Source organism: Bacillus sp. CH_70 (assembly GCF_038007045.1).
GTDB classification, from domain to species: domain Bacteria; phylum Bacillota; class Bacilli; order Bacillales; family Bacillaceae_G; genus Bacillus_A; species Bacillus_A cereus.
The window spans coordinates 1,094,984-1,108,791 of the sequence record NZ_JBBOWL010000001.1 but is presented as its reverse complement, the minus strand read 5'-3'; the positions used below and the strand labels follow the sequence as shown (position 1 = coordinate 1,108,791).

Genomic DNA, 13,808 nt, shown 5'->3' with positions numbered 1-13,808 from the left:
GAGAAATAAAAAATAAAAGGGATTATACATGATTAATATGTATAATCCCTTTTATTTAACCTTATTCAAACGTAACTTCTACCTGCACAATCTCCGACCTACTACCAAGTCTAAGCGGTGGTCCCCAAAATCCAAATCCAGAAGAAACAATTGCGTGGAACGCGCCTTTTTGTGCGTATCCCCAGTCTAGCTCGTACATTCTTCTCGTTACAATATGATTGGGCGCCATTTGTCCGCGGTGCGTATGACCGGATAACAGTAAGTCTACACCAGCATCCGCTGCCTGTTTCAACTCAAATGGCTGATGATCCATTGCGATAACTGGCATGGATTTATCCACTGTACTCATAAGTTTTTCAAAGCTTTGGCGATCTCGCTCTGTTTTATCTCTTCTTCCAACGAGATAGAAATCATCTTCAATGGTGATTACTTCATCTAAAAGAATACGAATATCAATCTTATCCATCTCTTGTAAAAACTCTGGAACCGCTCTGCCGTAGTATTCATGGTTTCCTAATACGCCATATACACCTAATGGTGCTTTCATTTGTTTCATGATTGGTCCCATATTCTTTTGAATGAACACACCTGGATGATCATCGATAATATCACCTGGCAGCAAAATAATATCAGGTTCCATCTCATTTACATGACGAACAAGTCTTTTTAAATGTGAAACGCCAGACAGTTTACCGAAATGCATATCAGAAGCCATCGCAATGCGTAAACTTTTACGCCCCTCTACTTTTTTCGGTATGTGCACTTCGTACTTTCTTACTACCGGACTATACGCATTAAATACTCCGTACGCAAAGATAAAGATAAATGCAGCTATCACAGCCGCCCCTGTCCAAATAATTGCTGCTTCTTTCTCCACTGAAAACTGTAAAAGAAAGACCATAATATCAGCTAATGGCAACAACATAAGTGCATATTGTATAACCGCAAACCAAATCGAACCTATCGTTCGCAGAAATGGCAGAAACTTAAACACTTGCACGAGAATGTACGCATATGAAATAAATGCGACTATGAAAGCATAATATCCCCAAGATTCCCAGCCAAATACCGCATGAAGCCAAACCCATCCGTTCCAGCCGATGTAAAACATAAGTAGTGTGTATATAATTAATATGGTAAATATATTGAGATAACGAAGATTCTTCACAGCCAGCCTCCTTATTGATTTCTTCTATTATAACTTGTTATGCACTTATAACGTAAATATTAAGCACTTCAATCTTCCCAATAAAAACATTGGTAAACATATCGTCTTAAAATTTTTAGGAACGGCTGTAATGGGCATTTTAGAGTCTTAAGTGTTGGATGAAATTCTATTATCTTTATCCTTCAAAACTCACCTATGCAATTATGCATATACATCTATTCCGTTTTATTTTTATGTTACGATATGAATGAAATACGACATATATCGACAAAGATAAAAGGAAGTGATTGTATGAAACGTTCTAAAACATATTTAAAATGTTTAGCATTATCCGCTGTTTTTGCTAGTAGCGCTGTAACTCTTTCAACACCTGCTGCTTATGCTCAAACAACATCACAAGTTGTAACAGATATCGGACAAAACGCAAAAACACATACGAGCTATAATACATTTAATAATGATCAAGCTGATAATATGACAATGTCTTTAAAGGTAACTTTTATCGATGACCCAAGCGCTGATAAACAGATTGCCGTTATTAATACAACTGGTAGTTTTCTAAAAGCAAATCCTACTATAAGTGATGCACCTATTGATAACTACCCAATCCCTGGCGCTAGTGCAACATTACGTTATCCTTCACAATATGATGTTGCATTTAACCTTCAAGATAACAGCGCTCGTTTCTTTAACGTAGCGCCTACAAATGCTGTAGAAGAAACGACTGTAACATCTAGCGTATCTTATCAACTTGGTGGCTCTGTTAAAGCTTCTGTAACGCCTAATGGCCCTAGCGGTGAAGCTGGTGCAACTGGTCAAGTCACTTGGTCTGACTCTGTAAGCTATAAACAAACTAGTTATAAAACAAATTTAATTGACCAAACAAACAAAAACGTAAAGTGGAACGTATTCTTTAACGGATATAACAATCAAAACTGGGGTATTTACACACGTGACTCCTATCATTCTTTATATGGAAACCAACTTTTCATGTACTCTCGCACATACCTATATGAATCTGATGCAAAAGGTAATTTAATACCGATGGATCAACTTCCAGCATTAACAAATAGCGGTTTCTCTCCTGGTATGATTGCTGTTGTTATCTCTGAAAAAAATACAGATCAATCTAACTTACAAGTCGCTTATACAAAACACGCCGATGACTACCAACTTCGTCCAGGCTTCACATTCGGAACTGCAAACTGGGTTGGAAACAACGTAAAAGACGTTGATCAAAAAACATTTAATAAATTGTTCACACTAGATTGGAAGAATAAGAAATTGGTAGAGAAAAAATAAAGTAAAAAAAAACGAAGGGACTATTTAGACTCTTCGTTTTTTACTTATTCATAATAAGATCCCGCGAGTAATATCGTCGCTATGAAATTTTATGATATATTTTTAGGCATCTCTTCACCTTTATTTTGAAAAGCACCATCACAATCATTTAGCCATGCTTCCTTTGATTCTAAATAATCTTCTAATGTTATATTCTCCGACTCATCTTTATTTTCTTTGAAATCTTTTTGAAAATAAAACAGGAATTCTACTAATTTTTCTTTTGAATCTACACCATTAGCTAACTCATAAATATCCACATTATTACTCCTTTCAAATACAAGTAAAATCCTCGATCTCTTCAACACAAAAACATTCTTTTTTATAAAATGCTATATTTCTCTTCCAACCAATCTTCTATAACATATTGTCCTGCTATCCCTGAAGGATTTTTAATTTTCTTCCCTTCTTCTTCACTAACCATTTCAAAATCGATTAAAGGACCATCTGCTCTCCCTCGGCTTACAAAATAAGTCCCCTGATCCTTATTCTCAAACACAAAATCTGGAAGATTATACTCCCCCGGATCAAACAATTCCATTGGTAATCCACCAATAATTTTCCAATCACCATCTAACCAACCAGACCAGGCAGTATACGCCGTAAATAATACTTCTTTTTGATTCTTGTAATAGTTTTTAAACTCGCTTATTCGTATTTTTTCATCTGTAAATAAAGAAAAATATTCTATATATGTTTCCCCATCATATGGCCGCGTAACATTTTGGCCTTTCACTAACATTCCGTACCCATACTTATTAATATTTTTAAGATTTATCGCAAAAACTATCCCTGGCTTAAATGATTTTTTGCGACGTTTTTTTAATTTAAACTTACAATCTACTACTTCTTGTTCCTCTAAAGAAAAACTATCACTCTGCATTTCTAATGCATTTTTTAACATTATCTCTAACTCATTTAGATTTGGTAATCTGTGAGGCCCTTCATTATATATCTTTTCAATCTTTTGAAAAGCATCCATTAAAATATCAATGCTTTCATCACTTATAATCAATTTATCCCCTTTTATTTCCTCTTTATAAAAAGACATATTTTCTCCCCTTTACTCTCTTATACATATCCCTTGAAGACTCTCTTTTTCTTTCTATCACACTAAACCACGCACCACTTCTTCTAATAATAAATTCAACCATTCATCCAATTTGTTTTAAAACACTCTAATACACTCAGCTTTCTTTCCATAGTACTATCTCGACATTATACTCATTCTTTAGAAAAGAAAAAGCACTTCTCATTGCTTCATCTACTACAATAAGGCTAGAATAAATTAATCCTCTTTGAGCATCGTCATATCCAATGAAATGTAATACTTCTTTTGTATATAACATGAAATCTTCTAATTCTAATTGCACACCAAAGTCCCAATTTTCATGTGCATACCATACAATAATCTTCTTAGACAATAAACTAGTTAATTCACGTTCAAATTCTTTTATTTCATTGATAACTTGTTCAGCATTTAATTCACTCATAACTTTGATAGGATTCGGTGTTTCATCAATTAAAAAGTTTACTAATGAAGCAATTTTCTTCCCGCTAATAATCTCAAATTCTTTTATAGACGGACATAACATCAAAAACTTTTCTCTAGTAGCCTTTTCCTCGACCTTTTCTCTTAACATTGCAATTTTCTTTAAACGTTCATTCACATTTATCACCTCATACATTCAGTAAATTAACATAATAAAGCGTATCATCCGTTTGAAAATACATAACCGATCCGCGGCTATAATAATTAACAAATTGAACCTGCTCCCCTAGTTCATTACAAAGATTACTATCGTACACTTGATTATTGTTTAAATCATAAACAACCAATTTTTTATCTTGAGTAATGAATACTACTTTACCTTGAGCAACCGCAAAACTTTTCGACCATATTTTCCTAGTTACATGTATTTCATTCCACGACATATGAATTTTTTTATCTTTCATTTGAACTAAAGGAAATTCTGAATAATAATAGAGCCAAACATCTCCATCTATAACATTCATTGCATAACAATCATCTATATACGGTATATTATATTGTTCTACATATTGATCATAGCTATCAAAAATCAATTGACCTGTAGAATCAAAAGCAACTATACCATTTGCTCCAATTGGAGACTCTCCAAAAATTCCTTCATCACAATAACTAACCCATATATCTTCGTTCACATCAACCTGACAATCTTGAACCCCTTCTCCAATATAAAACTTAACATATTCACTCCCATCCGCATTATAAATAACCGCATTATCATCTTCATAGTGAAATATCAGTAACCATTTCTCGCCGATTCGTTGCATACATAACACTGATTCGACATCAATATCTACATTTAAATTAAAAATATTTATATTCACATTATTTTTATCTAAATCAATAATAAAAGGTCGATTCTGATTGTCTTTTACTAGCAAAATTACATTTTGTTTATAATCCAAACTCATTTTTTTAAATTGATAGGCTTCAACAATAGACTTAAGACTTATTAATTCTTTACATACAATATCTTTCATATATATCAAAAACCTCTCGTTTATTCTAAACATAAAAAATAAGCATCAAACTTCCTTAATATTAATAAGTTTGATGCTTACTCACAATTATTATTTAAAATATTTTTATCAAACCGTAGATAAACGATGTGGATCACAGAAAGTTTCTGTATCAATCTCTTTTTCCAGCCAAAGGTCAAAGAGCGCACTAATATCTCCATCTCCTTGTTCCATCATATACTCTTTTTCTGCTTGATGAATAGGTAATAACCAAAATAAATCAAGCTCCTTTTCTTCAAAAAACTCCATTAGCTCTGGAGACTCTCCTGCCTCAATAACTGCCGGGCTTACTAAAAGCACATTCATTGAAAAATCAGATTCAGCATCCGCATTAGAAATTGTATCCCCATAATCAAACGAGGTCTCATCTATAAATGGATAATGTGCTAATCCAGCAAGCAAATCAATCATTTCCTCATTTTGATTTGCATTTAACCAAATTAATTCTCCTTTAGCACCATTGGTCATATATTCAGCTGACATCCCTAATGTCACATATGTCCATACTGGCCTATCTTCATTTTTCGGGAATTCTAAAACGTATAGCATTCCTTTTTTTAGAGCGGTATTATCTAATTCTACTCTTTTAGCTCCTCTTTCACCCCAGGTATATTCAAGAATCTGACTAGGCTCTCCAAAATGTTCATAGTATTTTTTCTGAATGTCACTTAATTTATTTTTTCGAAAAAAATTCATTTATGCTCTACAACCCTCCTTCTACTATACAACCTTGTTATTAAAGATAGATTTCTTCTTTCCAACTACTGGATTTAGATTGAACTACTATTAGATTTTCACTTTCCCATTTTAATGTCCCTAAGAATCTAGAATATACCATTTCGTTACCTACCTCTTCCACCAATAGTTGATCTCGAATCTTTAATCCCTTTTCATCATACACTTCACATCGTAGCTGGAAACCTTTAACACGATGAATTCCTTTTAATATCGCTATCTTCTTACGGCTTGGACTTTTCTTAGGTGTCTTTCCAACTAAAAATATTCCTTCATAGTTTTGCTTCACAATTTCATCTAAAGATTCCTCTATATACCCTTTAACAACAGATGATGAAAGAGTAGAGTTTTCTTCAAGTCCAGGGACAACATATTGGCGTACTAATTTGCAAAACTCTTTGTATTTCTCTTCAACTAAATTTAATGCTAAAAAGTCCATAAAATCATATGGAACATATATACGAATTTCACCCGAAGCTCTATTCACTTCATATGAAATATCAGTGTTTTCGTTAGCTAAACAAAAGACAGTTACTTTTTCAATCTCTCTTAATCCCATCTCAAACTCGCTAACTTTCTTTGAGAAAATTAGCTCAAAAATTCTAATTTCATGTACAAGCAAATAATGTTTTTTAGGACGTTTTTTTTTCCAATCGTAAAACTTTACTTCAAGCAATATAATCCCCCTTACATTTATCACCATGGTATTCGGTCACTATAATACCTTTTATTAATTTATTAAACTGTACTCCTTTTTCATTCTACCTTATCTATATTTTTAATATCCTCTACTCACAATGCACGCGGTGACATAACAGCCATAAATACATCACTTCTCTCACCTGGTGCCATATACATTCCTTCTGCATCTAAATATTCAATAGAAAAGGCTGCTAGCTCATACGCCATTTCTTGATCGCATTCAAAAAGTGGATTTATAAAAACCTCACTTCCTGTAATGTTTTGTAAATATTTCAAACAGTTAGACTTACTTCTTGCATAATCAGCCACATTCTCATTAGCCCAAGACCACATCCAACTGTTACTCTTTCCAGACCAAGACCCTATAAAAACAACACTAAATTCAAGTAACACTTGACCATTTTTTTTAACCTGTAATATACATCGATCTTGATCATACCAATACTCATCAAAGTTATAGATATTATAATCCGAAATGAATTTTTGCTGTTTACTTTCTAATTTGTCATAACACATAACAAGATAATTCTCGAATTGTTCATCCGTCATTGCCAATTATCACACGCTCCCTTCATTCAAGATCTCCACTACAAACAATATATCTTATATCTTACTCTCTCAAAACCTATATAAAGTGAAACTTTAATTAGTCCTTACCAATCGGGCTTTTACCGGTAGCCCCCGCCCACATATTATATACCTTTCTACCACTAAGATATCTTAATATATACAAAGAAAGAAGAACTTATATAAGCCCTTCTTTCCATAAATAGTTTCTTTACTCCGTCTAATTTATTTTATCACGATAAATAAATTCAACATTATACAAATGCACCCCAACCATCTGTATATCCACCAAACTCTTCACCCAGTTTATTCAATTCCTTTTACATCTCTACGATATCCTCATAAATTAAGAACATTTCTTTAGAACAAGTACATGTCCAATCTTCAAATTCTTCATTATAATCTAATTCACCATTTAAGCCCAGCGCTTGTAGTCTGCCAATTATTTTTTCTCCATTACCTTGATCAGGAATTGCAATAAAGAAATCTACTATATGTTTTTTATTAAAATCTATCCCTTGCTTGTATAACATATTTAACACTTGTCCATCTTCATCTTTTGGGAATTTCATTATAATAACCTCCTATATACCATTAAAACTCTTATTTTTATGCGAATAATGCCTCTTATCCGTAAAGTTACCGAATTCTATCCCTTTACAGACACTAAAATCATCATCTACAACATTACTTTCTGTAAAAGAGAACCGCTTTAATCTACACAATGTTGCTATAAAACTTATTGTAGGTACATCCCCACAACTAAAAATATTTAGGACCTCTAAATATTAAATAGCAGAAAAATCTTCAATACTATATTAGCACTCAAATCTACTATAATCCTCAAAATGAGTAACTAAATTTGTCTATCCTAGATTCATATTAGAAAGAAAGTTTTCAAATAACTCCAATTCAAATTTATCCCTCGTCTTTAAATACTCTTTCTTTTTCTCAATGATTTGTTCTAATATCTCTTCTTTATTTAATAACAAGGCTAATCCAATAGCATTTTGTGCTCGCGTCCCATCAAATATTGTCCCTATTAATCCAGCCTCATCATCATCTCTTACACATAAATCAAATACATTTTCCATATCTACATACTTATCAATATATGGAATGAAGTATTCCTTAACTTCTTTTAAAATATCCATAGTAACAGGTAAAATATCTTCTTCCTTTTCAACACGCCATCTTTTTTGCTCTCTATAGACTAAATTCCCTAAATCAACTCCAATTGTATAGGTCTCCTTTTTCTCTCTAATTGTTAAACCGTCAGCCCATTGATTTTTCATATTTTCTAATTCATCAAAACGAATTCCCACATCCACCGTCACATCAAAATCTTCTGGGTGATTGATAAAGGCTAAATGTATACCGATTTTTCCTTTATCAAATTTTTTCACCAGGTCTTGTTGTGTAATCCTAATCTTATAACCGTCTTCTTTTAACTCTTCACCTAGACCTTGCAGTAGCTTTAATTTTAATTCTTTTTTGTTCATATAATTCCTTCCGCTCTCTATTTTGATTTGTCCCACGAGGATTAGATACATGTCCTATCCTATATATAAAGAAAAAAGAGCCTATATTCGCTCTTCCTTCATATACACATTTAACAAATGCATCTTTCTAACCACTAACTTTTCTGGTGATATATTAATAGCCTCTAAAAGCAAACTGAATATACATGTATGTACCAACACCATAAATAACAAAAGCAACTATAGTAATTAGCCAATTTTCACGAGTTTTTTGTACATACTTCGAACATGCCCAAAAAAGAAGTAAAATAATTAATTGAATTGCAGTCACTTTTGAGACAGCAAATATAGTAGTTTCCGTAACAAATACTACCCATGTCCCGAACAACATCCGAATACAAAAAATAATCGCCCCAATACGTGTTTCAGTATATTGTTTATTTATATTTATAAAAATATATCTTGCAACATAACAGTTAATGTTAATACAACTACTAAAGCCAAGATAGAAATGAATTCTAAAAATTCTATAAGCACTTTTAGTCTCCCTTTTGACATCATTTTATTATAATTTTCATTAAAGATTCTTACTATCATGTAACTAGGTCTACAAATACCCTCTCATTATCTATACAGTTTTCGCATACATAATATGAAAATAACAGCTAAGACCATAAATAATAAGTGCAATCATTGTAATATACCACTTTCCTCCGTACTTCTTTACACACTGCATAAGCCCCCAAAGGCAAAGTAATATAACTGATTGAACTGCTAAAATTTTTAATGTCCCCAATAGTGTGGCTATCATAGAATAGGTAATCCATATACTCAACAACGAACGTATAATTACAAACATAGCACCGATTTTCTGATAATAAAATAGTTTTATACTACCCACATAGTAATCTTGCAAAAGAATAATAGATGCTACTAAAATATTCAAAACCAAAATCATAATAAATCCCAAAAACTCTATCAACTCTAAATTCTCCTTCATAAATTTATTTACGATTTCCTATCGCATCAAAAGTTAACAATTCACTCCGAAATTTTACAAGTTACTTTTTCAAAAATACTAGCTAATATTCCAATAATCATCAAAGAGATTATTATTCATACATTCATTTTATTACTCAAGGACGACCTATTTAACAATCCAATTTTTTAGCGGACTTGAAATAGTCTTGAAATTTATCATCGATGTCCTCATCTTTACTAAAAAAAAGCGTTACATACGAATCCCAACAAACAATCTCAAGTGTTGCTTGGGGATGCTGAATCTTTGGACTTGGTACCCAGAGTTCTTCGTTTCCATTTGCATAGGGTTCTACAAGCAAGTTATTAATATCAATATTTATAGACTTATCAAAAGCAGATAGTACGCCCCAAATAAATTGAGGATTATATTTCTTTACGAGATCTGAGAAATCTTCACCTGCTATCCAAACTATTGGATGAGACATTTCAGGATAATCTCGTATAACTCTCTCTTCCTGAATTGTGGCAATCTCCAAATCTGTTATAAGCCAATTAAATTCTTTTTCCTTACCTTGAAATGAGTCAAAAACAGAAGCTAAAACTGTATGTTCAGATCCATGTAAAATGAAGTTCATCCAATCCCTCCAATTAGTAACAATCGATAAATTAGCCTTCTTGAACTTATTATGTGTAGATGATTAAACAAATACCAATGAATACTGTTACCATACACAATATAATAGTTGTTGCAGTATCTAGCAAAATGCTTACGGCTAGGAAAATTATTGATTTAAGAGCAAAAGAAGGTCCTTTTTCTTTCCATTGCCGATAGATTTGTATCATTGCATAAATTAATGGAATCATACCACCTATAATCAGAATAATCCCTATTATTTTCCCCATGTTTCCCCTCCTTTTAAAGATTCGAATCAATAAATATACTATATAATCATACGCCCTCAGAATATATCCTTATATTTTTGGAGTTATTCTACACATGCAAAACTCTCTAATCATAGCTACACTCGTATTAAGCGCATTGTTAAAAGTTATATAATCTTTCATTCTGTAATTAACGTAACTTTCCATCTGCTAAAAACTTTGCAATACAGCTTAACATTTTCTAGGGTATTAAATTTCCTAAGATATCAATTAGCTCTTCTAATGCTCTTCCCAAATCGTTTATATTGTCTCGTTCATCAAAACCTTTTTCCATTAATTCATCTACTATAATATCTCTCAATTTATTTTTTCAGTTTCTATCATACTTAAGTCTTCATAAACATTTAACCATAGTAAATGTTTATTTTGTGATTCTAATGTCTGTTTCAATAAAATCTGCATCTCTTTATTTAATTTAAACAACCTTATCTTCTCCTTTCCCAGTTTATTTTGAACCCTTAGCAAAAGTTGTAATTACTTTACCTTTTTTATTTAAAACTACTACAGCCTGTTTACTAGTAGATTTAGTTCTACCACCACTTTGTATAACTTTTTCGCCAGTTTTAACGGCATTTAAAATGGCCTTAGATGATACTCCTATACCATTACGACCAATTGATTAATTTATAGCATATTTAAGTATATTCAGTGATTTGACCTGCTACTGTTTTCTTATATTTGTACTTTAATGGCTGCTTTACAGCAAGCTTAGCTACTGGAACAAACCACGCTAAATGACCATCTGGATCTACTCTGCATACGTATATCCATTTTGCGTCACTGGATCAGGATTCACCGATAAGGACACACCATGGTCTGGATTGTAATAACGTGCAATCAGATAATACATGCCAATTTCTTTATCATACATGTATCCCGCATATCCAAATGGATTATCTGCTGCGATACCTTTTTCGTCACTCTTTAATGCGTTACCCCACGAATACATTGCTTTCACCTTGTTTTGTGATCGCTACAATTTGGTCATCTTCGTTCCATGTATACTTATATTTTCAATCAGATGTACGATTGCCATTCGCATCATAAGTTAAAGATTCGTTTCCGAATTGTATAAGTTTATTTCCCATAGCATCAGCAGTACAAATAAGGTTTTCTGTTTATTTAAAATAAAAAAGTGTATCTCAAAATCAAACTATTTGTTTAGATTTTGAGATACACTGAATTTACTTTTCTTTTTCAAAAACAACAGCCAATAATTATCAAAGATATTCTGATTAATAAATTAATTTTATTAATCAAGAACGACCTATATGGAGTAAAGGCTGTTATGATTATATATTAGACTTACTACTAAAATCGTTACCACCCTATAACGTCTCTTTTTCAGCAGAAATACCAATAAATGTATTTCCATCTCCATTTTACTAATTATCTTCCCCTTTTCTTTTATAAAATCCCACTGGCTATCCCAACACACATACATAGAAAACAGTCTGCAAGAACGATAAGTTGTGAGTAGTTTACTGACGAGAAGATTCATAATCAAATATAACACATGATAGTATTACCAAAAATACTACACCACCATATTGTATAGCAAGAGGAATACCATTTAAAACAGACCCTAATATGTTTGTAAATGTAACAATAAAAAGTAGTGTAAGTATCGTTAACATAAGTACGGCTGAAAATAAGTAACCTTGTTTGATACATTTAAAAATCCAGCCTATTCCAATACATATTAAAATTATACGTACTGGATACTTTAAAAGTATCGAAAATAAATTCTCTACACTATTAAAATTCATCATCATATTCACCAAGATCACTTTCTGAATTTTTTATTATTTTAGCGATAGTTTTTATATGCTTTTTTATACCCTTTGTATGCTGCCGAACCAAAAACATAAGCATCTTCTATTAATCCAAAGCCCCAAAATGCTTTGAGACCTACTTTTAAACCTGCTTTTCTAGCAGCTTTATTTACATATGCTTTGTTATAGACCGGCTTATTTTTATTTATATAATTCTGTTTACCTGTAGCATACCCATAAAAATACCCTGCGCCCAAAGCCAACCCTTTTCCAATACTCAGATAACTATCAACCCACGCTTTCCCACCAGCTTTCGCGCCAGCCTTTGTTGCATACCAAATACGTTTTGCTTTCTTTTTCCATGCTTTATGCCCATCCGGATCCACCATCATCACCGGATTATTATCACCATACGTATACCCATTCATTGTAACCGGATCATCTTCATCACCCGGATCTGGATCTACCGATAAGAACACACCATGGTCTGGATTATAGTATCTCGCAATCAAATAATACATACCAATCTCTTTATCATACATGTATCCCGCATACCCAAATGGATTTTCTGCTGCGATACCTTTTGCGTCACTCTTTAATACGTTACCCCATGCATCATATCCGTATGTTGCTACAACTTCTCTATTTTGGTCTGTCATCACAACTACATCGCCACGTGGGTTGTAGTGATAGTATAGCGTTTGCCCTTTTGATTTCATAGCTAAGCGTGTACCACTTGTAGAGTATACATATTGACGTAGAACAGTTCCACTACCATCTGTCTCATACAACGGATTAATGCTATCTCCATCATAGAAGTAGCGTGTTACTTGACCATTCACACTCTTTTCAATACGACGATTATTCTCATCGTATTTATAAGTCACAAATGCATTGCTCTCACCTTGCTTTGTGATAGCTACAAGTTGGTCATCTTCATTCCATGTATACTTGTACTTTCCATCTGATGTACGATTGCCATTCGCATCATACGTTAATGATTCATTTCCGAATTTGACAAGCTGATTCCCCTCGTTAAATTGTGCTTCAATTGTTGTCGTTTTGTTAAGTCTCTTTGTTGTTACAGATGTACGGTTTCCAAGTCCATCATATGTGTATGATTTACTTGTTTCGTTTGGTAAGATTTCATTTGAAATTTAATTCATTGAATCAAGAACCAAAAAGAAAGAAGAGCCTCTTTAAACTCTTCTTTCTTTTTAAATCCTTATATTATCATCAATAATTATTCTCTTCTGAGTCTCTCAAATACTTACACACTAACTTATAATAAATTATAATCTAAAATAACTATATACATCATAAAAAATCGAATATAATATAGCTGCTCCTACACCAATTGAAAATATCTTAAATAAATAAAAACTGAAAGACAATACAATTGGGAATGGTGTTAATAAAGAAAATAACAGTGAGTTAACACGCTGCTTTTTAAAAGTTTCTTTATCTATTATAATTCCAAAAATTACAATTCCACAAGCTATAAAAAAACACAATACCATAAAAAACATATCTTCCATATATCTCTCC

At 32.4% G+C, this 13,808-nt stretch carries 14 protein-coding genes and 5 pseudogenes; 2 read left to right on the top strand and 17 right to left on the bottom strand.

Going from position 1 to position 13,808, the window contains the following annotated elements; all coding sequences use genetic code 11:
* Positions 1–61: 61 nt before the first annotated feature.
* Complete coding sequence (locus tag N2V79_RS05615) at positions 62–1,168, bottom strand: metallophosphoesterase (RefSeq protein ID WP_050842827.1); 1,107 nt, start codon at positions 1,166–1,168, stop codon at positions 62–64.
* Between the two features lie 34 nt (positions 1,169–1,202).
* Between N2V79_RS05615 and N2V79_RS05610 the strand changes: the two are divergent.
* Together N2V79_RS05610 and cytK2 are read left to right on the top strand one after the other, a co-directional pair.
* A pseudogene (locus N2V79_RS05610) lies at positions 1,203–1,316 on the top strand (TetR family transcriptional regulator); the annotation flags it as partial.
* A gap of 143 nt (positions 1,317–1,459) precedes the next feature.
* Positions 1,460–2,470 carry a beta-channel forming cytolysin CytK2 gene (gene cytK2, locus N2V79_RS05605; RefSeq protein ID WP_000830627.1) on the top strand — a complete coding sequence of 337 codons (1,011 nt, stop codon included), beginning with the start codon at positions 1,460–1,462 and terminating at the stop codon, positions 2,468–2,470.
* An 89-nt stretch (positions 2,471–2,559) separates the two neighbouring features.
* Here cytK2 and N2V79_RS05600 read toward each other — a convergent pair whose 3' ends face one another.
* From N2V79_RS05600 to N2V79_RS05520, 16 genes and pseudogenes are all read right to left on the bottom strand, one after another.
* Positions 2,560–2,769 (bottom strand): DUF7660 family protein, encoded by a 210-nt coding sequence (locus N2V79_RS05600; RefSeq protein ID WP_075719217.1) that lies wholly within the window; start codon positions 2,767–2,769, stop codon positions 2,560–2,562.
* Between the two features lie 62 nt (positions 2,770–2,831).
* On the bottom strand, positions 2,832–3,560 hold the full coding sequence (locus tag N2V79_RS05595) for an Imm26 family immunity protein (RefSeq protein WP_075719215.1): 729 nt from the start codon (positions 3,558–3,560) through the stop codon (positions 2,832–2,834).
* 136 nt (positions 3,561–3,696) lie between these two features.
* Positions 3,697–4,179 carry a hypothetical protein gene (locus tag N2V79_RS05590; RefSeq protein ID WP_001005736.1) on the bottom strand — a complete coding sequence of 161 codons (483 nt, stop codon included), beginning with the start codon at positions 4,177–4,179 and terminating at the stop codon, positions 3,697–3,699.
* Positions 4,180–4,189: 10 nt separating this feature from the next.
* Positions 4,190–5,038, bottom strand: a complete 849-nt coding sequence (locus tag N2V79_RS05585; protein WP_000652087.1) for a hypothetical protein — start codon at positions 5,036–5,038, stop codon at positions 4,190–4,192.
* Positions 5,039–5,146: 108 nt separating this feature from the next.
* On the bottom strand, positions 5,147–5,773 hold the full coding sequence (locus tag N2V79_RS05580) for a suppressor of fused domain protein (RefSeq protein ID WP_001008993.1): 627 nt from the start codon (positions 5,771–5,773) through the stop codon (positions 5,147–5,149).
* A gap of 40 nt (positions 5,774–5,813) precedes the next feature.
* Entirely contained in the window at positions 5,814–6,488 is a 675-nt protein-coding gene (locus N2V79_RS05575; protein ID WP_064532857.1) for a hypothetical protein, read from the bottom strand.
* A 116-nt stretch (positions 6,489–6,604) separates the two neighbouring features.
* The gene (locus N2V79_RS05570) at positions 6,605–7,069 is read right to left on the bottom strand and encodes a DUF6882 domain-containing protein (RefSeq protein WP_064532855.1); all 465 of its coding nucleotides are present in this window, start codon (positions 7,067–7,069) and stop codon (positions 6,605–6,607) included.
* Between the two features lie 266 nt (positions 7,070–7,335).
* Positions 7,336–7,653, bottom strand: a pseudogene (locus N2V79_RS05565) (ribonuclease E inhibitor RraB).
* 294 nt (positions 7,654–7,947) lie between these two features.
* Complete coding sequence (locus N2V79_RS05560) at positions 7,948–8,583, bottom strand: hypothetical protein (RefSeq protein ID WP_064532853.1); 636 nt, start codon at positions 8,581–8,583, stop codon at positions 7,948–7,950.
* A gap of 154 nt (positions 8,584–8,737) precedes the next feature.
* A pseudogene (locus tag N2V79_RS05555) lies at positions 8,738–9,099 on the bottom strand (hypothetical protein).
* Between the two features lie 91 nt (positions 9,100–9,190).
* The gene (locus N2V79_RS05550) at positions 9,191–9,544 is read right to left on the bottom strand and encodes a hypothetical protein (protein ID WP_016082543.1); all 354 of its coding nucleotides are present in this window, start codon (positions 9,542–9,544) and stop codon (positions 9,191–9,193) included.
* A gap of 169 nt (positions 9,545–9,713) precedes the next feature.
* A complete protein-coding gene (locus N2V79_RS05545) occupies positions 9,714–10,178 on the bottom strand; it encodes a hypothetical protein (RefSeq protein ID WP_064532969.1) in 465 nt (154 codons plus the stop codon).
* A gap of 49 nt (positions 10,179–10,227) precedes the next feature.
* Complete coding sequence (locus N2V79_RS05540) at positions 10,228–10,446, bottom strand: hypothetical protein (protein ID WP_043936595.1); 219 nt, start codon at positions 10,444–10,446, stop codon at positions 10,228–10,230.
* A 790-nt stretch (positions 10,447–11,236) separates the two neighbouring features.
* A pseudogene (locus tag N2V79_RS05530) lies at positions 11,237–11,570 on the bottom strand (RHS repeat-associated core domain-containing protein); the annotation flags it as partial.
* 725 nt (positions 11,571–12,295) lie between these two features.
* Positions 12,296–13,411 (bottom strand): annotated as a pseudogene (locus N2V79_RS05525) (RHS repeat domain-containing protein); the annotation flags it as partial.
* Positions 13,412–13,552: 141 nt separating this feature from the next.
* Entirely contained in the window at positions 13,553–13,798 is a 246-nt protein-coding gene (locus N2V79_RS05520) for a protoheme IX farnesyltransferase (protein WP_197242069.1), read from the bottom strand.
* Positions 13,799–13,808 lie beyond the last annotated feature (10 nt).

Coding starts and splice junctions, on each gene's coding strand:
- cytK2 (WP_000830627.1), top strand. CDS start 1,460: ATGAAACGTTCTAAAACATATTTAAAATGTTTAGCATTATCCGCTGTT.
- N2V79_RS05595 (WP_075719215.1), bottom strand. CDS start 3,560: ATGTCTTTTTATAAAGAGGAAATAAAAGGGGATAAATTGATTATAAGT.
- N2V79_RS05585 (WP_000652087.1), bottom strand. CDS start 5,038: ATGAAAGATATTGTATGTAAAGAATTAATAAGTCTTAAGTCTATTGTT.
- N2V79_RS05580 (WP_001008993.1), bottom strand. CDS start 5,773: ATGAATTTTTTTCGAAAAAATAAATTAAGTGACATTCAGAAAAAATAC.
- N2V79_RS05560 (WP_064532853.1), bottom strand. CDS start 8,583: ATGAACAAAAAAGAATTAAAATTAAAGCTACTGCAAGGTCTAGGTGAA.
- N2V79_RS05545 (WP_064532969.1), bottom strand. CDS start 10,178: ATGAACTTCATTTTACATGGATCTGAACATACAGTTTTAGCTTCTGTT.
- N2V79_RS05540 (WP_043936595.1), bottom strand. CDS start 10,446: ATGGGGAAAATAATAGGGATTATTCTGATTATAGGTGGTATGATTCCA.
- N2V79_RS05520 (WP_197242069.1), bottom strand. CDS start 13,798: ATGGAAGATATGTTTTTTATGGTATTGTGTTTTTTTATAGCTTGTGGA.